The sequence below is a fragment of the Streptomyces sp. NPDC046716 genome (assembly GCF_040645755.1).
Classification (GTDB): domain Bacteria; phylum Actinomycetota; class Actinomycetes; order Streptomycetales; family Streptomycetaceae; genus Streptomyces.
In genome coordinates this window covers 1-19,086 of sequence record NZ_JBEYYU010000013.1, presented here as the reverse complement: position 1 = coordinate 19,086, position 19,086 = coordinate 1, and the positions used below count along the sequence as shown (strand labels likewise).

The 19,086-nt window shown below is 68.6% G+C and carries 17 protein-coding genes and 1 riboswitch; of the genes, 12 read left to right on the top strand and 5 right to left on the bottom strand.

The window, feature by feature from the left end; genetic code table 11:
* Positions 1 to 5: 5 nt before the first annotated feature.
* On the bottom strand, positions 6 to 1,193 hold the full coding sequence (nadA, locus tag ABZ930_RS12595) for a quinolinate synthase NadA (RefSeq protein WP_361545769.1): 1,188 nt from the start codon (positions 1,191 to 1,193) through the stop codon (positions 6 to 8).
* 261 nt (positions 1,194 to 1,454) lie between these two features.
* On the opposite strand from nadA, the gene ABZ930_RS12590 reads away from it, so the two are divergent.
* Positions 1,455 to 1,811, top strand: coding sequence for an iron-sulfur cluster assembly accessory protein (locus tag ABZ930_RS12590; RefSeq protein WP_111661853.1), 357 nt, complete (start codon positions 1,455 to 1,457; stop codon positions 1,809 to 1,811).
* An 80-nt stretch (positions 1,812 to 1,891) separates the two neighbouring features.
* Here ABZ930_RS12590 and ABZ930_RS12585 read toward each other — a convergent pair whose 3' ends face one another.
* Together ABZ930_RS12585 and ABZ930_RS12580 are read right to left on the bottom strand one after the other, a co-directional pair.
* Positions 1,892 to 3,400: a hypothetical protein gene (locus ABZ930_RS12585; RefSeq protein ID WP_361545765.1), complete on the bottom strand. Its 1,509-nt coding sequence runs from the start codon at positions 3,398 to 3,400 to the stop codon at positions 1,892 to 1,894.
* A 113-nt stretch (positions 3,401 to 3,513) separates the two neighbouring features.
* Complete coding sequence (locus ABZ930_RS12580) at positions 3,514 to 3,723, bottom strand: hypothetical protein (RefSeq protein WP_351443811.1); 210 nt, start codon at positions 3,721 to 3,723, stop codon at positions 3,514 to 3,516.
* Between the two features lie 132 nt (positions 3,724 to 3,855).
* On the opposite strand from ABZ930_RS12580, the gene ABZ930_RS12575 reads away from it, so the two are divergent.
* Entirely contained in the window at positions 3,856 to 4,830 is a 975-nt protein-coding gene (locus ABZ930_RS12575; protein ID WP_361545762.1) for a carbohydrate kinase family protein, read from the top strand.
* Positions 4,831 to 4,956: 126 nt separating this feature from the next.
* Here the strand turns inward: ABZ930_RS12575 and ABZ930_RS12570 are convergent, their stop codons facing one another.
* Positions 4,957 to 6,339: an aminotransferase class V-fold PLP-dependent enzyme gene (locus tag ABZ930_RS12570; RefSeq protein ID WP_361545759.1), complete on the bottom strand. Its 1,383-nt coding sequence runs from the start codon at positions 6,337 to 6,339 to the stop codon at positions 4,957 to 4,959.
* A gap of 343 nt (positions 6,340 to 6,682) precedes the next feature.
* On the opposite strand from ABZ930_RS12570, the gene coxB reads away from it, so the two are divergent.
* The 4 genes from coxB to ABZ930_RS12550 all read left to right on the top strand — a co-directional run bounded on the left by coxB (position 6,683) and on the right by ABZ930_RS12550 (position 11,153).
* Positions 6,683 to 7,642, top strand: coding sequence for a cytochrome c oxidase subunit II (gene coxB, locus ABZ930_RS12565; protein WP_111661848.1), 960 nt, complete (start codon positions 6,683 to 6,685; stop codon positions 7,640 to 7,642).
* On the top strand, positions 7,639 to 9,375 hold the full coding sequence (gene ctaD / locus ABZ930_RS12560; RefSeq protein ID WP_361545755.1) for a cytochrome c oxidase subunit I: 1,737 nt from the start codon (positions 7,639 to 7,641) through the stop codon (positions 9,373 to 9,375). The genes coxB and ctaD overlap by 4 nt, the downstream gene beginning before the upstream one ends.
* Positions 9,372 to 9,770, top strand: coding sequence for a cytochrome c oxidase subunit 4 (locus ABZ930_RS12555; RefSeq protein ID WP_361545752.1), 399 nt, complete (start codon positions 9,372 to 9,374; stop codon positions 9,768 to 9,770). Before ctaD ends, ABZ930_RS12555 begins: the two co-directional genes overlap by 4 nt.
* 132 nt (positions 9,771 to 9,902) lie before the next feature.
* The gene (locus ABZ930_RS12550) at positions 9,903 to 11,153 is read left to right on the top strand and encodes an Ig-like domain-containing protein (protein ID WP_361545749.1); all 1,251 of its coding nucleotides are present in this window, start codon (positions 9,903 to 9,905) and stop codon (positions 11,151 to 11,153) included.
* Positions 11,154 to 11,214: 61 nt separating this feature from the next.
* Here the strand turns inward: ABZ930_RS12550 and ABZ930_RS12545 are convergent, their stop codons facing one another.
* The gene (locus tag ABZ930_RS12545; RefSeq protein WP_361545747.1) at positions 11,215 to 11,616 is read right to left on the bottom strand and encodes a hypothetical protein; all 402 of its coding nucleotides are present in this window, start codon (positions 11,614 to 11,616) and stop codon (positions 11,215 to 11,217) included.
* Between the two features lie 185 nt (positions 11,617 to 11,801).
* Here ABZ930_RS12545 and ABZ930_RS12540 point away from each other — a divergent pair, with 185 nt between their 5' ends.
* The 6 genes from ABZ930_RS12540 (at position 11,802) to ABZ930_RS12515 (ending at position 18,962) form a co-directional block, all read left to right on the top strand.
* A complete protein-coding gene (locus ABZ930_RS12540) occupies positions 11,802 to 12,422 on the top strand; it encodes a heme-copper oxidase subunit III (RefSeq protein WP_026246331.1) in 621 nt (206 codons plus the stop codon).
* Positions 12,423 to 12,503: 81 nt separating this feature from the next.
* Positions 12,504 to 13,313: a c-type cytochrome gene (locus tag ABZ930_RS12535; RefSeq protein ID WP_361545744.1), complete on the top strand. Its 810-nt coding sequence runs from the start codon at positions 12,504 to 12,506 to the stop codon at positions 13,311 to 13,313.
* Entirely contained in the window at positions 13,310 to 14,365 is a 1,056-nt protein-coding gene (locus tag ABZ930_RS12530) for a Rieske 2Fe-2S domain-containing protein (protein WP_361545741.1), read from the top strand. The genes ABZ930_RS12535 and ABZ930_RS12530 overlap by 4 nt, the downstream gene beginning before the upstream one ends.
* Positions 14,362 to 15,999, top strand: coding sequence for a cytochrome bc complex cytochrome b subunit (locus tag ABZ930_RS12525; protein WP_361545738.1), 1,638 nt, complete (start codon positions 14,362 to 14,364; stop codon positions 15,997 to 15,999). The genes ABZ930_RS12530 and ABZ930_RS12525 overlap by 4 nt, the downstream gene beginning before the upstream one ends.
* 142 nt (positions 16,000 to 16,141) lie before the next feature.
* Positions 16,142 to 17,206 (top strand): anthranilate phosphoribosyltransferase, encoded by a 1,065-nt coding sequence (gene trpD / locus ABZ930_RS12520; RefSeq protein ID WP_361545735.1) that lies wholly within the window; start codon positions 16,142 to 16,144, stop codon positions 17,204 to 17,206.
* Between the two features lie 86 nt (positions 17,207 to 17,292).
* A riboswitch (SAM riboswitch) is annotated at positions 17,293 to 17,410 on the top strand.
* 187 nt (positions 17,411 to 17,597) lie between these two features.
* Positions 17,598 to 18,962 (top strand): aminotransferase class V-fold PLP-dependent enzyme, encoded by a 1,365-nt coding sequence (locus ABZ930_RS12515; RefSeq protein ID WP_361545732.1) that lies wholly within the window; start codon positions 17,598 to 17,600, stop codon positions 18,960 to 18,962.
* The last annotated feature ends 124 nt before the right edge of the window (positions 18,963 to 19,086 follow it).

Below are 19,086 nucleotides of genomic sequence, written 5' to 3'. Positions count from 1 at the left end.
ACCCGCTACGGCAGCGCCAGCATCCGCTCAAGGGCCAGCTTCGCGAAGCGCTCCGTCTCGGGGTCGACCTCGATGCGGTTCACGAGCTGACCGTCGGCCAGGGACTCCAGCGTCCAGACCAGGTGCGGCAGATCGATCCGGTTCATGGTCGAGCAGAAGCAGACCGTCTTGTCGAGGAAGACGATCTCCTTGCCCTCGGGGGCGAACCGGTTGGCGAGCCGCCGCACCAGGTTCAGCTCGGTCCCGATGGCCCACTTCGACCCGGCGGGCGCGGCCTCCAGCGCCTTGATGATGTACTCGGTCGAACCGACGTGGTCCGCCGCGGCGACGACCTCGTGCTTGCATTCGGGGTGCACCAGGACGTTCACCCCGGGTATGCGCGCCCGCACGTCCTCCACGGACTCCAGCGAGAACCGCCCGTGCACCGAGCAGTGCCCGCGCCACAGGATCATCTTGGCGTCCCGCAGCTGCTCGGCGGTCAGCCCGCCGTTCGGCTTGTGCGGGTTGTAGACGACGCAGTCGTCCAGCGACATCCCGAGGTCGCGCACGGCGGTGTTGCGCCCGAGGTGCTGGTCGGGCAGGAAGAGCACCTTCTCGCCCTGCTCGAACGCCCAGTTCAGCGCGCGCTCGGCATTGGACGACGTACAGATCGTGCCGCCGTGCCTGCCGGTGAACGCCTTGATGTCGGCCGAGGAGTTCATGTACGAGACGGGGACGACCGACTCGGCGATCCCGGCCTCGGTCAGCACGTCCCAGCACTCGGCGACCTGCTCGGCGGTGGCCATGTCGGCCATCGAGCAGCCGGCGGCGAGGTCCGGCAGCACGACCTTCTGGTCGTCGCCGGTCAGGATGTCGGCCGACTCCGCCATGAAGTGCACACCGCAGAACACGATGTACTCGGCCTCGGGGCGCGCGGCGGCGTCCCGCGCCAGCTTGAAGGAGTCGCCGGTGACGTCGGCGAACTGGATGACCTCGTCGCGCTGGTAGTGGTGCCCGAGCACGAACACCTTGTCGCCGAGCTTCTCCTTGGCCGCGCGGGCGCGCTCCACCAGGTCCGGGTCGGACGGGGAGGGCAGGTCGCCGGGGCACTCCACACCGCGCTCGCTCCGGGTGTCGGCCTCGCGGCCGAGCAGGAGCAGCGCCAGCGGAGTGGGCGACACATCCAGGTCAACGGGGGTCTGGGCCGTGGTCACGTCACGCACCCTTTCTTGAGTTCTGCAGAACACTTCTCGTCGAAATGACGCTATCTATCATACGTGCTTCACGTCAGTTTGACGATGCCGATGTCGTCGATGTGACGCAATCCGCGTGGGACGGCCCGTGCCCCGTCCGCCCCAGGTGTGCGAGCATGAAAAGAGGAAATGCAAAACCCTCGGCGGATCCGGAATGGATCCGGGCCTTTGCCGGTTGCAATGGTCGGCAAGCAGTCTCCGTACAACCCGGGAGAGATGTAGATGTCCGTATCGGACGAGACCACCACCGTCAGCGACGGCATCATCCTCAGCGACGAAGCCGCCGCCAAGGTCAAGGCTCTGCTCGACCAGGAAGGCCGTGACGACCTGGCCCTGCGTGTGGCTGTTCAGCCGGGTGGCTGCTCCGGCCTGCGCTACCAGCTCTTCTTCGACGAGCGCTCGCTCGACGGCGATGTCGTCAAGGACTTCGGTGGCGTCAAGGTCGTCACCGACCGCATGTCCGCCCCGTACCTGGGCGGCGCCTCGATCGACTTCGTCGACACCATCGAGAAGCAGGGCTTCACGATCGACAACCCGAACGCGACGGGCTCCTGCGCCTGCGGCGACTCGTTCAGCTAAACAGCGCGAGCGCCACAAGAGCACGACAAAGGGCTGGGGCACCCCCACGGGGGTGCCCCAGCCCTTTGTCCTGTCCTGCCCTAGCCGCGGGGCGCGGGACCGCTGCCCGGCCGGTTCCGCTCCGCGGCCGTCACCGTGCTCCCGTCCGTGCCGACGACCTTCCGCCCGTCCAGCGGGGCGTCGAGCGTCACCGGCAGCGTGTAGGACTTCGCCACCTTGATGCAGACGGTCCCCTTCTTCTGCGTCGCGGTCACCCGCACGGTCACCGTCTTCGCCGACTCGTCCGCCGCGGCCGCGTACGTCGCGCACACGCCCCCGGTGAAGTGCAGGGTCAGCGTCTTCCCCGACGAGTCCGCGCGGTACCCCTGCACCCGCACATCACCCACCTCGAACCCCGGCCCGCCCGACGCCGAGGCGGAGGACGACGCCGACGGCTCCGGTGCGGTCGTCGAACTCCCCGGCGCGACCAGGTACTTCGGCGCGACCGCCGGCCGGGTCACGGTCATCGGACGCTCGGTCCCCGGCTGCTCCACCGTGAACAGCCACGACGGTACGAGCACCTGCTCGTCGCCGGTGGCGTGCGCGGCGAGCCCGAACGTGGCGCCGGTGACGTCGACCGTCGTCGACGCGGGCGGCCTCGGCGACGACGGCGTACAGCCCGAACCGCCGTCCGCGGCGGGGGAGTCACCGTCGAGCGGCACCGCGCTCGCGCAGGCGTCGGCCGGGACGCGCCCGCCCGCCGCCGCGCCGTTCATCCGCTTCAGCGTCTCCCGCGCGCCGACCGTCGGATACGTGGCGCCCTCGACCGGCGTCTTCAACCGCCCGCTGCCGCCGACCACTTGGCCGTCGGCGCCGATCTGGATCCCCGTCGACCAGCCGTACGTGGGCAGGCCGCCCACCTCGGGATCGGCGTTCACCACCCGGGTGGCGCCCATGAGCTGGCTCGCGTCCAGCTTCGCGGAGTCCTGCCCGAGCGCCTTGAGGACGGGCGCCGCGGCCTTCCTCGCGGCCGCCTCGCTCACCGCGTCCCGCTCGTTCCCGCTGCCCACCCCGCCCGCGCACGCGGCATCGGACGGACACTTCTTCCCGCTCGCCGATCCTGCGTAGCGCGCGTACGTCCAGGTGCCCGGAGCCTTGCCGGTCACCTCCAGCGAGGGGCCCGAGCCGTCCGGCGCCGGGCCGAGGCGCCAGGTGCCGGCCTGGAGCTTCGGCGTCCCGGCCACGTCGAGCGCCTTGCCGAGGGCCCGCACGTCGGCGGCGGTCACCGCACCCTTCGCCCGGTACACCGCGGCCTCGTCCGGCCCGTCGGGCAGATCACCGGTCGCCCGGTACCGCGAGCCGTTCGGATCCGGCTCGCCCGGCGCGATCCCGTTCGACGCACCCGGGGCGCCGCTCTCTCCGTAGCCGTCCAGTGCCAGCGGCGGGGGAGTGCCGTCCTTGCCCGCCCCGTCCGGGCCGCCCCCGCCGTTCGCGCTCATCGCCCAGTACGTGCCACCGCCGCCGGCCAGGAGGACAGCCGCCAGGGCCGAGGCGACCGCCAGCGTGCGCCGTCGCCCGCTCCGGTCCCGCGTCTGCTCTTCGGTGCTCACCGCATCGCTCCTTCGCCTGCCGTGTCGTATCCCGCATCCCCTCGATGGAGGACACCGAAAGGGGACAGCGATGGGACGCGGCAACGGGGCGTGCGGTTCCCTTCCACGCGCCGTCAGTCGTCGAAACCTGCCAGGGAGTCGACCAGACGCGCGGACGAAGCGGGCACCACGACCCCGTGGATCCCGGCCGCACCGACCACGGTGACCCGCGGCTCCACCTCCCAGGGCGCCCGCGGCAGCACCCAGTGCGGAACCATCCGGGCACAGTCGCCGCGCAGCGCCGCCAGCCCGTCCTGCGTCATGAAGGACACGTCGTAGGTCATGTACGCACCGTAGGCACGCGGCACCTTCGGAAAAAAGACCTACTATCAGGTAGTTTCCGCACTTCAGGGCAGGGGTGCCGACCGGGTAGCGTGAACTGTCAACCGCCGCCCCTCAGGAAGCGTGTTCCCGCTGTGCGAATCGCAGTCACCGGCTCCATCGCCACCGACCATCTGATGACCTTCCCCGGCCGCTTCGCCGACCAGTTCGTCGCCGACCAGCTGCACACGGTCTCCCTCTCCTTCCTCGTCGACAACCTCGACGTGCGCCGGGGCGGCGTCGGCGCCAACATCGCCTTCGGCATGGGCCAGCTCGGTTCCAGCCCGGTCCTGGTCGGCGCGGCCGGCTCCGACTTCGACGAGTACCGCGCCTGGCTCGACCGCCACGGCGTGGACACGGCGTCGGTGCGGATCTCCGAGACGCTGCACACGGCCCGCTTCGTGTGCACCACGGACGCCGACCACAACCAGATCGGCTCCTTCTACACGGGCGCGATGAGCGAGGCCCGCCTCATCGAGCTGAAGACCGTCGCCGACCGCGTGGGCGGCCTCGACCTCGTCCTCATCGGCGCCGACGACCCCGAGGCGATGCTCCGGCACACCGAGGAGTGCCGCAGCCGCGAGATCCCCTTCGCCGCCGACTTCTCGCAGCAGATCGCGCGCATGGACGGCGACGAGATCGGCACCCTCCTCGACGGCGCCACGTACCTCTTCTCGAACGAGTACGAGAAGGGCCTCATCGAGTCCAAGACCGGCTGGACCGAGGCCGAGATCCTCTCCAGGGTCGGCCACCGCGTCACCACGCTCGGCGCGCGCGGCGTACGCATCGAGCGGGTCGGCGAGGAGGCCGTCGAGGTCGGCTGCCCGGAGGAGGAGGCGAAGGTCGACCCGACCGGCGTCGGCGACGCGTTCCGCGCCGGATTCCTGTCAGGTCTCTCCTGGGGCGTCTCCCTGGAGCGTGCCGCGCAGATCGGCTGCATGCTCGCGACGCTGGTCATCGAGACCCTCGGCACCCAGGAGTACGCCCTGCGCCGCGTCCCCTTCATGGAGCGCTTCCGCAAGGCCTACGGCGACGAGGCCGCCACCGAGGTCGAGTCCTACCTCAGCTGAAGCGCCCCTTAGGGGCGCGGGGAACTGCGCGGCCAGCCACGACGAAAGCCGCAGACGCGTCTGCTCATGCACCGAGCAGACGCGTCTGCGGCTTTTCTATGGCTGAGCGCGCAGTTCCCCGCGCCCCTACGGGGCGCTCCTGCGCACCCCATAAGCTGCGGCCCCGTCGGGCCGTGGGCCGGCCCCCAGATACTCATGGCCCTGCGTGAAGCACCACGCGGGGATGTCCACGGCTGCGACCTCGTCATCGGCGATCACGGTCACGGTGCCCCCGGGGCGGACCTTTCCGATCGCCCGGGCCAGTTCGATGACAGGCTGCGGGCACGTCATGCCCAGGGCGTCCACGGTGACGGCCTCGGCGTCCCCCGGCGCCAGGGCGACCGGCGCCCCGAGCCGTTCCCTGACCTCCCGCACCACCGCCGGCAGCACATCGAGGAACCGCTCCACCTCCGACTCCGGCGTCCCGAGCGGCAGCGACACCCGTACGTTCCCCTCGCTCACCACACCCATGGCCCGCAGCACATGGCTGGGCGTCAGCGTGCTGCTGGTGCACGACGAGCCCGACGACACCGAGAAGCCGGCCCGGTCGAGCCCGTGCAGCAGGCTCTCCCCGTCCACGTACAGGCACGAGAACGTCAGCAGATGCGGCAGCCGCCGCGCCGGATCCCCGACGATCTCCACGTCCGGCACCAGCCGGGGCACCCGGGCCCGCATCAGGTCCGTCAGCTCCCGCAGCCGCGCCGCCTCCGCCGCGGCCTCGGCGCGGACCGCCCGCAGCGACGCCACGGCGGCCACGATGCCCGGAATGTTCTCGAACCCGGGCGCCCGCCCCGATTCACGCTCGTCCCCGGGCCCTTGGGGCGCGAACCGCACCCCTTTGCGCACCACGAGCAGCCCGACCCCCGCCGGCCCGCCCCACTTGTGGGCGCTGCCCGCCAGCAGCGACCAGGCGCCCGGCACCGGCCCCCACGCCAGCGACTGCGCGGCGTCCACGAACAGCGGCACACCGGCCGTCCGGCAGTCCTCGGCGACCTCCTCGACCGGCTGGACGGTGCCGACCTCGTGGTTGGCGGACTGCAGACACGCCAGGGCGGTGTCCTCGCGCAGCGCCTCCCGGAAGGCGTCGGAGCGGACCGCGCCGGTCCGCTCGACCCCCACCTCGGTCACCGAACCGCCGTGTCCCTCATGGGCCGCCGCCGAATGGAGTACGGACGAGTGCTCCACCGCCGATACCACCAAGTGCTGTCCGACACGCCGACGTGCGGCGAGTGCGCCGGCGACCGCGGTGTGCACGGAGGCCGTCCCGGACGGTGTGAAGACCAGCTCGTCGGTCCGGCACCCGACGGCCTCGGCGGCCGCCTCCCTGGCGGCGTCGAGCAGCATCCTGGCCCGCCGCCCCTCCCGGTAGAGCCGCGAAGGATCGGCCCACCCCTCGTCCAGAGAGGCCTGCAGGGCCTGCCGGGCAACGGGATGCAGGGGCGCGGACGAGGCCACATCGAAGTACGACACGAGGCGAAGGCTAGAACGCCGGCTGGGCGAAGCGCCCCGTAGGGGCGCGGGGAACTGCGCGAGCAACCACGACGAACCCGCACTCGCGAGCGGACAAATCCCCCACCCCGAGACGGCGCCCCGACCCCCCGTCAGAAACCCCCCGGAGCAGCCACATCCCACCCTTCGGAGTGACCCGCGGCGCGTTAGGCACCCTCCCCGCGCGACCCCAAATAGCGTCCAGTAGGGTTTGGTCCGCATAAACATCCAAACCCCTGCCCGTGTGCCAGGGCGGCGAGCGACCAGCGAGATGGCGGCCGTAGCCAACCAAAGAGCGCGGGCGAGACTCTCGGGAAGGCGCTACGTGAGTCCCAACGGCTCCGACCGCTCGTCGCGGCGCCCGATGCGGCGGAAGCTGCCGCAGGTGCTGACTGCGGGCCTGATCCTGGTTACCGCAACCGGTTGCACATACAAGGACTTCCCTCGTCTTGGTATGCCCACCCCGGTGACGGAAGAAGGTCCCCGGATCCTCTCCCTCTGGCAGGGCTCGTGGGCGGCAGCGCTCGCCACGGGCGTGCTGGTGTGGGGGCTGATCCTGTGGAGCATCATCTTCCACCGGCGTAGCCGCACCAAGATCGAGGTTCCGACGCAGACGCGGTACAACATGCCGCTCGAGGCGCTGTACACGGTCGTACCGCTCATCATCGTGTCGGTCCTCTTCTACTTCACGGCTCGTGACGAGTCGAAGCTCCTCAAGCTCTCCGACAAGCCGGACGTGACCGTCAACGTCGTCGGCTACCAGTGGAGCTGGGGCTTCAACTACGTCGAGAACGTGCCAGGCGTCTCCGGCGACGCGAAGACCTCCAAGGAGCTCTCGGGTATCCCCGAGCGCTTCAAGAAGGACTTCCCGGCCGACGCCGGCGGTGTCTACGAGGTCGGTACCCCCGGTACGCGGAACCCGCAGACCAACAACCCCGGCCCGACCCTCTGGCTCCCCAAGGGCAAGAAGGTCCGGTTCGTCCTCACTTCGCGTGACGTCATCCACTCCTTTTGGGTGGTTCCGTTCCTCATGAAGCAGGACGTCATCCCGGGCCACACCAACTCCTTCGAGGTGACCCCCAACAAGGAGGGGACCTTCCTGGGCAAGTGCGCCGAGCTCTGCGGCGTCGACCACTCCCGGATGCTGTTCAACGTGAAGGTCGTCTCTCCGGAGAAGTACGAGCAGCACCTCAAGGACCTCGCGAAGAAGGGGCAGACCGGTTACGTCCCGTCTGGCATCGCCCAGACGGAGCACGAGAAGAACCGGGAGACGAAGACAACGTGAGCATCCTCAACGAACCCCAGGGTGCCGCGGCAGCAGACGACTCGTACGAGAACGAGCTGCCGGCCCGGCCCAAGCGCCCCGGCGCGACGGTGATCAAGTGGCTGACCACCACTGACCACAAGACGATCGGCACGCTGTACCTGGTCACGTCGTTCGCGTTCTTCTGCATCGGCGGTCTGATGGCGCTCTTCATGCGCGCCGAACTGGCCCGTCCCGGCACGCAGATCATGTCGAACGAGCAGTTCAACCAGGCGTTCACGATGCACGGCACGATCATGCTGCTGATGTTCGCGACGCCGCTGTTCGCGGGCTTCGCGAACTGGATCATGCCGCTGCAGATCGGCGCCCCCGACGTCGCGTTCCCGCGGCTGAACATGTTCGCCTACTGGCTGTACCTGTTCGGCTCGCTGATCGCGGTGGGTGGCTTCCTCACCCCGCAGGGTGCCGCCGACTTCGGCTGGTTCGCCTACAGCCCGCTGTCGGACGCCGTCCGCTCGCCGGGCATCGGCGCCGACATGTGGATCATGGGTCTGGCCTTCTCCGGCTTCGGCACGATCCTCGGCTCGGTCAACTTCATCACCACGATCATCTGCATGCGCGCGCCCGGCATGACGATGTTCCGCATGCCGATCTTCGTCTGGAACGTCCTGCTGACCGGTGTCCTGGTCCTGCTGGCCTTCCCGGTCCTCGCGGCCGCGCTGTTCGCCCTGGAGGCGGACCGCAAGTTCGGTGCCCATGTGTTCGACGCCGCGAACGGCGGCGCGCTCCTATGGCAACACCTCTTCTGGTTCTTCGGACACCCAGAGGTGTACATCATCGCCCTGCCATTCTTCGGAATCATTTCCGAAGTGATCCCGGTGTTCTCGAGAAAGCCGATGTTCGGCTACTCGGGTCTCATCGGCGCGACGATCGCCATCGCCGGTCTCTCGGTGACGGTGTGGGCGCACCACATGTATGTCACCGGTGGCGTACTGCTTCCGTTCTTCTCCTTCATGACGTTCCTGATCGCCGTGCCAACAGGCGTGAAGTTCTTCAACTGGATCGGAACGATGTGGAAGGGCTCGCTGTCCTTCGAGACACCGATGCTCTGGGCGATCGGCTTCCTGATCACCTTCACCTTCGGTGGTCTGACCGGTGTCATCCTGGCGGCCCCGCCGCTGGACTTCCACATCTCCGACTCGTACTTCGTGGTGGCGCACTTCCACTACGTCGTCTTCGGAACGGTCGTCTTCGCGATGTTCGCCGGCTTCCACTTCTGGTGGCCGAAGTTCACCGGCAAGATGCTGGACGAGCGGCTCGGCAAGATCACGTTCTGGACGCTGTTCATCGGCTTCCACGGCACGTTCCTGGTGCAGCACTGGCTGGGCGTCGAGGGCATGCCGCGTCGTTACGCGGACTACCTCGCGGCCGACGGCTTCACCGCCCTGAACACGATCTCGACGATCTCCTCGTTCGTGCTCGGTCTGTCGATCCTGCCGTTCTTCTACAACGTGTGGAAGACCGCCAAGTACGGCAAGAAGATCGAGGTCGACGACCCGTGGGGCTACGGCCGTTCGCTCGAGTGGGCGACCTCCTGCCCGCCGCCGCGGCACAACTTCCTCACCCTGCCGCGCATCCGCTCGGAATCGCCGGCGTTCGACCTGCATCACCCTGAGATCGCGGCCCTGGACCAGCTGGAGAACTCCGGCCACGGCTCCAAGGCGCTCGCTGGCGGCAAGGAGGCCGGCAAGTGAAGGTCCAAGGCAAGATGTTCATCTGGCTGAGCCTCTTCGTCCTGATCATGGCGGCCGTGTACGGCGTCTGGTCGAAGGAGCCGGCCGGTACGACGGCGCTCTTCCTGGCGTTCGGCCTGTGCATCATGATCGGCTACTACCTGGCCTTCACGGCCCGGCGGGTCGACACCGGTGCGCAGGACAACAAGGAGGCCGACGTCGCGGACGACGCCGGCGAGGTGGGCTTCTTCAGCCCGCACTCCTGGCAGCCGCTCTCCCTGGCCGTCGGTGGCGCCCTCGCCTTCCTGGGCGTCGTCTTCGGCTGGTGGCTGCTGTACTTCTCGGCCCCCGTCATCCTGTTCGGCCTGTGGGGCTGGGTCTTCGAGTACTACCGCGGCGAGAACCAGAACCAGTAGCGGTTCCGAACTGCCGTACGTGAAGGGCCCGGACACTCCCGAGGGAGCGTCCGGGCCCTTCCGTGTGTCCGACATGCCCCGTGCGGCCCAATCACCGCGCCGGGACTGATGAACCTTCATACGGTTCTGTTCATGAACCACTCACCGCGCATCCGTACGGTTCTGGGCTGCACCCTCGGTGTGGCGGCCCTCGGTGCGGGCCTCACGGCCTGCGGCAGCTCCTCGCACCCGCTCTCCGCCGCGCCGTACGACGCGGCGGACCAGATCGCCTTCAGCGGGCCCGTGGGAGCCAAGAAGGCGGATCCGGACAAGCCGCTGGAAGTCACCGCACAGGGCGACGAGGCGCGCATCACCGATGTGACCGCCACGGACGCCATGGGGCGCTACGTCGCGGGCGAACTCACCGCCGACGGCCGCCGGTGGCACTCCACGGCTCCGCTGGCCGCAGAGGCCCAGTACACGGTCCGCGTCTCCACCGAGGACGAGGACGGGGCCCAGGGCCGCAAGGTCCTCTCCTTCGAGACCGGCAACCCGACCAAGGAGAAGGCCCTCAAGGTCACCTTCGGTCCCGACGCGGGCAAGTACGGCGTGGGCCAGCCCCTGGTCGCCGAGCTGAACAAGCCCATCAAGGACAAGAAGGCCCGCGCCATCGTCGAGCGCGCCCTGAAGGTCGACTCCAAGCCCGCCGTGGACGGCTCCTGGTACTGGGTGGACAGCAAGGAACTGCACTTCCGCCCCAAGGAGTACTGGCCCGCCCACGCCACCATCACGGCCCGCAGCAATCTCCAGGGCATCAAGGTCACCGACCGGCTGTGGGGCGGCAAGTCCAAGCCGCTGACCATCACCACCGGCGACAAGATGGTGGCCATCACCGACGCCGGCTCGCACTACATGACGGTGTACCGCAACGGGGAGGAGATCAACTCCATCCCGATCACCACCGGCAAGCCCGGCTTCGAGACCCGCAACGGCACCAAGGTCGTGCTCGGCCAGGAGTACTACGTCCGGATGCGCGGCACCAGCATCGGCATCTCCGAGGGCACCTCGGACTCGTACGACCTGCCCGTGTACTACGCCACCCGGGTCACGTGGAGCGGTGAGTACGTGCACGCCGCGCCGTGGTCCACCGGCTCCCAGGGCGCCGCGAACGTCAGCCACGGCTGCACCGGCATGAGCACCGGGAACGCCGAGTGGTTCTTCGACACCTTCCGCAAGGGCGACGTCGTCAAGGTCGTCAACAGCTACGGCGACGACATGGATCCCTTCGGCAACGGCTTCGGGGACTGGAACCTCGGCTGGAAGGAATGGGGCAAGGGCAGCGCCCTGAACAACACCGACACGCCCGACCCGGCGCAGCAGGCGCGGCTCAGCCCGCAGCTCTGAGCACGCCGAGTGTGAGACTTCCGACTCCCGTACGCGCTCCGCGTACGGGAGTCGGCGCGTGTCAGGCCCCCACGGAGAGCCGTGAGCGCAGCAGAGAGGCCAGTGCGTCGGCGAATTCGACCGGTTCGACCGGAAGCGTCACCGCGGCGTCCGCGCGGCTCCAGGTGGCCAGCCAGGCGTCCTGCGGGCGGCCGATCAGGAGGAGCACCGGCGGACACCGGAAGATCTCGTCCTTGATCTGGCGGCAGACCCCCATGCCCCCGGCCGGCACGGCCTCGCCGTCCAGCACGCACACGTCGATCCCGCCCCGGTCCAGCTCCTTCAGGACCGCGGGAAGCGTCGCGCACTCGATGAACTGGACCTCGGGGGCATCGGATGCGGGCCTGCGTCCGGTCGCGAGCCGGACCTGCTCGCGGGTGTTGGCGTCGTCGCTGTAGACCAGGACCGTCGCGGTCGACTGCATCGTTCCTCCGAGACATCGTCGTCATGGGGCATCTGTACGGCGTCGTTGGCGCGGAGCCTACTCCTCCCGACACCCCGTCAACACCGCTTCGCACAGGCCGCCGATGGGCCATATGGGCTGGACACACCCCCCAGACACTCCGAACGGCACCCCCCGGAGTGAGGGCGAGATAAGCGACCGACATAATGTCGGTCGTGGCGACAGCAACGACAGTAGAAACCGGGCACGCGCACCCGTCGGTCAATCGACCGAACCTCACCAGCGTCGGAACCATCATCTGGCTGAGTTCCGAGCTGATGTTCTTCGCGGCCCTCTTCGCGATGTACTTCACCCTGCGATCGGTGACAGGACCGGATCACTGGAAGGAAATGGCCTCGAGCCTGAACCTTCCGTTCTCCGCGACGAACACCACGATCCTGGTGCTCTCCTCTCTGACCTGCCAGCTCGGCGTCTTCGCCGCCGAGCGCGGGGACGTGAAGAAGCTCCGGATGTGGTTCATCGTCACCTTCATCATGGGTGCGATCTTCATCGGCGGTCAGGTCTTCGAGTACACCGAGCTGGTCAAGAAGGACGGGCTTTCGCTCTCGTCCGACCCGTACGGCTCGGTGTTCTACCTGACCACCGGCTTCCACGGCATGCACGTGACAGGTGGCCTCATCGCCTTCCTGTTCGTCCTCGGCAGGACGTACGCGGCCCGGAAGTTCACTCACGAGCAGGCGACCGCGGCCATCGTCGTGTCCTACTACTGGCACTTCGTCGATGTCGTATGGATCGGCCTCTTCGCCACGATCTACCTGATCAAGTAGTTCGCAGATCGCAGCATCGGGCGAAGCACCCGAAACATTCCCGTAGCACCGACGCAGAAGATCCTGACACCGGGGTAATCCGTGAAAAAGCTCTCCGCACGACGACGCCATCCGCTGGCGGCGGTCGTCGTCCTACTCCTCGCGCTGGCGGCCACCGGGGGGCTGTACGCCGCGTTCGCGCCCGCGGACAAGGCGCAGGCCGATGAAACCGCCCAGTCCCTCGCCATCGACGAGGGCAAGAAGCTGTACTCCGTAGGCTGCGCCAGCTGCCACGGAACCGGCGGTCAGGGCACCACTGACGGTCCTAGCCTCGTCGGTGTCGGCTCCGCCGCCGTCGACTTCCAGGTCGGCACCGGCCGTATGCCGGCCCAGCAGCCGGGCGCCCAGGTCCCGAAGAAGAAGGTCATCTACTCGCAGGCCGAGATCGACCAGCTCGCCGCGTACATCTCCTCCCTCGGTGCCGGTCCGGTCACGCCGACCAAGGAGGACTACGACCCGAGCGGGGCGGACGTCGCCAAGGGCGGCGAACTGTTCCGCACGAACTGCGCCCAGTGCCACAACTTCACCGGTGAAGGTGGCGCGCTGACGCACGGCAAGTTCGCGCCGAACCTCGAGGGCGTCAGCCCGAAGCACATCTACGAGGCCATGCAGACCGGCCCGCAGAACATGCCGTCCTTCCCGGACACGACGATGACCAAGCAGAACAAGAAGGACATCATCGCGTACCTCGACGCGGTCAACGGCGACAAGTCCGAGAGCCCCGGTGGTCTCAAGCTGGGCGGGCTCGGCCCGGTCAGTGAGGGGCTGTTCGCCTGGATCTTCGGTCTCGGCGCCCTGATCGCCGTCGCCATCTGGGTTGCCGCTCGGACCGCAAAGGCCAAGAAGTCATGAGTAGCCAAGACATTCCAGAAGAGAACCTGCCCGACGCGCAGGGTGACGGACACGGTTCCGTCGAGCCGACGAAGGACAACCCCTTCGCCGACCCGGGCCTGCCCCCGCACGAGCACCGGATCCAGGACATCGACGAGCGGGCCGCCCGGCGGTCCGAGCGCGTCGTGGCGATGCTGTTCACGATCTCGATGCTGGCCACCATCGGCTTCATCGCGTCGTACGTGACCATCAGCGCCCACAAGATCGTCTACATCTTCCCGATGGGGCACATCAGCGCGCTCAACTTCGCCCTGGGCACGACCCTGGGCGTGGCGCTGTTCTGCATCGGCGCGGGCGCGGTCCACTGGGCCCGCACCCTGATGTCGGACGTCGAGGTCGCTTCCGAGCGTCACCCGATCGAGGCCGAGCCCGAGGTCAAGGCCCAGGTTCTGGCCGACTTCGCGGACGGTGCGCGGGAGTCGCAGTTCGGCCGGCGCAAGCTGATCCGCAACACGATGTTCGGCGCGCTGGCCCTGGTGCCGCTCTCCGGCGTCGTCCTCCTGCGCGACCTCGGCCCGCTGCCCGAGAAGAAGCTCCGCACCACGGCCTGGAAGAAGGGCCTGAAGCTCGTCAACATGAACACGAACGAGCCGCTGCGTGCTTCGGACATCGCGGTCGGTTCGCTCACCTTCGCCAAGCCCGAGGGCCTGGAGGAGCACGACGAGGACTTCCAGAAGGAGATCGCCAAGGCGGCCCTGATGCTCGTCCGCATCCAGCCGGACAACATCAAGGACAAGCAGGAGCTCGAGTGGTCGCACGAGGGTGTGGTCGCGTACTCGAAGATCTGCACCCACGTCGGTTGCCCGATCTCCCTGTACGAGCAGCAGACGCACCACGTGCTCTGCCCCTGCCACCAGTCCACCTTCGACCTCTCCGACGGTGCTCGGGTCATCTTCGGCCCCGCCGGTCATGCCCTTCCGCAGCTGCACATCGCGGCTGACGAAGAGGGCTACCTCGTGGCGCAGAGCGACTTCGCGGAGCCCGTCGGTCCTGCCTTCTGGGAGCGCGGATGAGTACTCAAGCCACGAACGACGCGCCTTCTCGCGAGAAGGCACCGGCCGGCGAGCGTGTCGCCGACTGGGCGGACGGACGCCTCGGGATCTACTCCCTGGCCAAGTCCAACATGCGCAAGATCTTTCCGGACCACTGGTCCTTCATGCTCGGCGAGATCTGCATGTACAGCTTCATCATCATCATCCTCACGGGTGTGTACCTGACGCTGTTCTTCCACCCGTCGATGAACGAGGTGGAGTACCACGGCAGCTACATCCCGCTGCAGGGTCAGCTGATGTCCGAGGCGTTCAACTCGACCATGCACATCTCCTTCGATGTGCGCGGTGGTCTGCTGATCCGGCAGATCCACCACTGGGCCGCGCTGATCTTCCTCGCCGGCATGTTCGTGCACATGATGCGCGTGTTCTTCACGGGTGCCTTCCGCAAGCCGCGTGAGGTCAACTGGCTGTTCGGCTTCCTGCTGTTCGTCCTGGGCATGTTCACCGGCTTCACCGGTTACTCGCTCCCCGACGACCTGCTGTCCGGCACCGGTGTCCGCTTCATGGAGGGCGCGGTCCTGTCCGTGCCGATCGTCGGCACGTACCTGTCGTTCTTCCTCTTCGGCGGCGAGTTCCCGGGCGGCGACTTCGTCGCGCGGTTCTACTCGGTCCACATCCTGCTGCTGCCGGGCATCATGCTCGGCCTGATGGTGGCCCACCTGATCCTGGTCTTCTACCACAAGCACACGCAGTTCGCGGGTGCCGGCAAGACCAACAAGAACGTCGTGGGCATGCCGCTCCTCCCGGTCTACATGGCCAAGGCGGGTGGCTTCTTCTTCCTGGTCTTCGGTGTCATCGCGATCGTCGCGGCGATCGCCTCGATCAACCCGATCTGGGCCATCGGCCCGTACCGTCCGGACCAGGTGTCCACCGGTGCGCAGCCCGACTGGTACATGGGCTTCTCCGAAGGCCTGATCCGTGTCATGCCGGGCTGGGAGATCAACCTCTGGGGCCACACGCTCGTCCTGGGCGTGTTCATCCCGCTGGTGATCTTCCCGCTGGTCCTGGTCGCGATCGCGGTCTACCCGTTCATCGAGTCCTGGGTCACCGGCGACAAGCGCGAGCACCACATCCTGGACCGCCCGCGCAACGCGCCGACGCGTACCGCCTTCGGTGCCGCGTGGATCTCCTGGTACTTCGTGCTGATGATCGGTGGTGGCAACGACCTCTGGGCCACGCACTTCCACCTGTCGATCAACGCGATCACCTGGTTCGTCCGCGTCAGCTTCTTCGTGATGCCGGTCGTGGTCTTCATCGTCACCAAGCGGATCTGCCTCGGCCTCCAGCGCCGCGACAAGGACAAGGTGCTGCACGGACGCGAGTCCGGCATCATCAAGCGCCTGCCGCACGGTGAGTTCGTCGAGGTCCACGAGCCGCTCGACGCCGAGGCCCTGCACACGCTCACCGCGCACGAGCAGTACAAGCCCGTCGAGATCGGCCCCGAGGTCGACGAGAACGGTGTGGAGCGCAAGGTGTCGCGTCTGCAGAAGGCGCGCGCCAAGCTGTCGAAGGGCTACTACGGGGAGCACAACCAGATCCCCAAGCCCACCGCCGAGGAGTACAAGGAGATCACCAGCGGCCACGGCCACCACTGATCTCCGAGGTACTGACTCGACACTGTTCGCCACGGCAAGAGCCCTCGTCCAGGCACTGGACGGGGGCTCTTTGCCGTCCTCGCCGCTCGATAGGGTGGGGGCCGTTCCCCATCCCCGTACGGACAACATCACAGGAGCGGCCATGAGCGCTTTGACCCCCGCTGGAGGCGACACCGCGGCGGGCCGTTCCTGGCCCAGTGTGCTGAACGGACTGCTCGACGGGCGCGACCAGAGCGCCGACGACACCGCCTGGGCGATGGACCGCATCATGAGCGGCGAGGCGACCGACGCGCAGATCGCCGCCTTCGTGGTCGCGCTGCGCGCCAAGGGCGAGACCGTCGAGGAGATCACCGGTCTGGTCCGCGCCATGTACGAGCACGCCAACACCATCGAGGTGCCCGGCGAGACCGTCGACATCGTCGGGACGGGCGGCGACGGCGCGAAGACCGTCAACATCTCCACCATGTCCGCCATCGTGATCGCGGGCGCGGGGACCAAGGTCGTCAAGCACGGCAACCGGGCGGCCTCCTCCGCCTCGGGCTCCTCGGACGTCCTGGAGAAGCTGGGCGTCAATCTGGACCTGGCGCCGGCCCGTGTCCCCCAGGTGGCCGAGGAGGCGGGCATCACCTTCTGCTTCGCGGTCAAGTTCCACCCGGCGCTGCGGTACGCGGGCGCGGCCCGCGGCCAGATCGGCATCCGTACGGTGTTCAACCTGCTCGGCCCGCTGACCAACCCGGCCCGGGTGTCGGCGCAGGCCGTGGGGGTCGCCGATCCGCGGATGGCGCCCGTGGTGGCCGGGGTCTTCGCCGAGCGCGGCAACTCCTCGCTGGTCTTCCGCGGCGACGACGGACTCGACGAGCTGACCATCACCGGCACCTCCCGCGTCTGGGTGGTGCGCGACGGCGCGGTGCGCGAGGAGGTCTTCGACCCGCGCGACGTCGGCATCGAGCCGGTCGGCATCGAGGCGCTGCGCGGCGGCGACCCGTCGTTCAACGCCGAGGTCGCCCGACGGATCCTCGACGGGGAGCGGGGGCCGGTGCGGGACGCCGTGCTGCTGAACTCGGCCGCCGCGCTCGTCGCCGTACGCCCCGGCGGCGGCACGCTCGTCGAGCAGATCAGGGCCGGCATGGAGCGGGCCGCGGAGTCGATCGACTCCGGCGCCGCGAAGGCCACCCTGGAGCGGTGGGTCGTCGCCAGCAACCGCTGAGTGTGACGCAGGGCGCAGTCCGATCCGTCTCAGGAGCTGGACTGCGCCCTTGCCGTATCCGGAAGGTATGGCAGGATGCTTTTCAAGGTCATGAGTGACAGCGATCGAGGCCCCAGCCCGCTGTCCGGCAACCCTCCGTCCGTGGCGGGGTGCCCTGGGTGAAGACCAGGCCGTAGGCAGCGAGGTCTATGGCAAGCGCGGACCCCTGCACACCCTGGGGTCCTGGTCCTCGAGGGAGCAGTCTCGTGAGCAAGCGAATGCGATAGGGCGTATCGGCCCCGCCTCTGCGTACCCGTTTCACCTTTCTTTCCATGCCGTCGAGCCCTGTTCCGTAGTGCTCAGTCGTGGCTTCGGCATGGTCAATTCGCTTACCTTGCCAGGGAGTTCACCCATGTCTGTTTCCGTCGACGCCGCTGCCTGTACCGAGACCATCGCTCCGCTGCCGGTGCTCGGCCGGGACGTCACCGTGCCGCTCGTCACCGGCGGCGAAGTGACCTACGCGGCCCTCGACTACGCCGCCAGCGCGCCGGCCCTCCAGCGGGTCTGGGACGACGTCGCCGCGTACGCCCCCTACTACGGCAGCGTGCACCGCGGCGCCGGGTACCTCTCCCAGCTCTCCACCGACCTCTTCGAGAGCTCCCGGGTGACCGTCGCCGAGTTCCTCGACTGCCGCGAGGGCGACCAGGTCGTCTTCACCCGCTCGACCACCGACTCGCTCAACCTGCTGGCCGCGGCCCTCCCCGCCGACTGCCAGGTCTTCGTCTTCGAGACCGAGCACCACGCCTCGCTGCTGCCCTGGCGCGACTCCCGCGTGACCTACCTGAACGCCCCGCGCACCCCGGACGAGGCCGTCGCCACCCTGGAGCGGGCGCTCGCCGACCGGGATCCGTACGGCCCCGCGCTGGTCTGCGTCACCGGTGCCTCCAACGTCACCGGTGAACTGTGGCCGGTGCGCGAGCTGGCGGCGGCCGCTCACGCGCACGGTGCCCGCATCGTGCTCGACGCCGCCCAGCTCGCGCCCCACCACCCCGTCTCCGTGCAGGACCTGGACGTCGACTGGGTCGCCTTCTCCGGGCACAAGCTGTACGCGCCGTTCGGCTCCGGGGTGCTCGCCGGGCGCTCCGACTGGCTGACCGAGGCCGAGCCGTACCTGGCCGGCGGCGGCGCCTCGCGCAAGGTCGCCCGCCGCGCGGACGGCGGCGTGGACGTCGAGTGGCACGACAGCGCCGCCCGGCACGAGGCCGGCTCGCCGAACGTCATCGGCGTGTACTCCATCGCCTCCGCCTGCAAGGCGCTGACCGAGGCCGGGTTCGACAGCCTCGTCGCGCGGGAGCAGGAACTGATCGGCAAGGTGCGGGACGGACTCGCCGCCGTGCCCGAGGTGAAGGTGCTCTCCCTGTTCGGGGACGACGCCCCGCGCGTCGGCGTCATCTCGTTCGTGGTGGAGGGCTGGAACTCCTCGCACTTCGCCGCCGCGCTCTCCGCCGAGTACGGGATCGGGGTGCGCGACGGCCTGTTCTGCGCCCACCCGCTCGTGCGCACGCTGCTCGGCTCCGACCCGCAGACGCAGGGCGAGTGCGGGGCGCCCGAGGCGACGCCCGGTGAGAAGTCGCTGAACGCGATCCGGGTCAGCTTCGGCGCCGGTACGCCCGACGAGCACGTGGAGCGGTTCGTCGCGGCCGTCACCTCGCTGGTGCGGGACGGTGCCGCGTGGAGCTACCGCACCGAGCAGGGGCGGTGTGTTCCGGCGTCGTAGGGCTCGGCCATGACGAAAGCCGCGGTCGCGACTGCTCATGTACTGAGCAGTCCTTCTTCATCTGGTCCCAGCGGCGGTCGCTCGTCGCCGGGTACCAGCCGGTCACGTACGCGCCCTCGTAGGC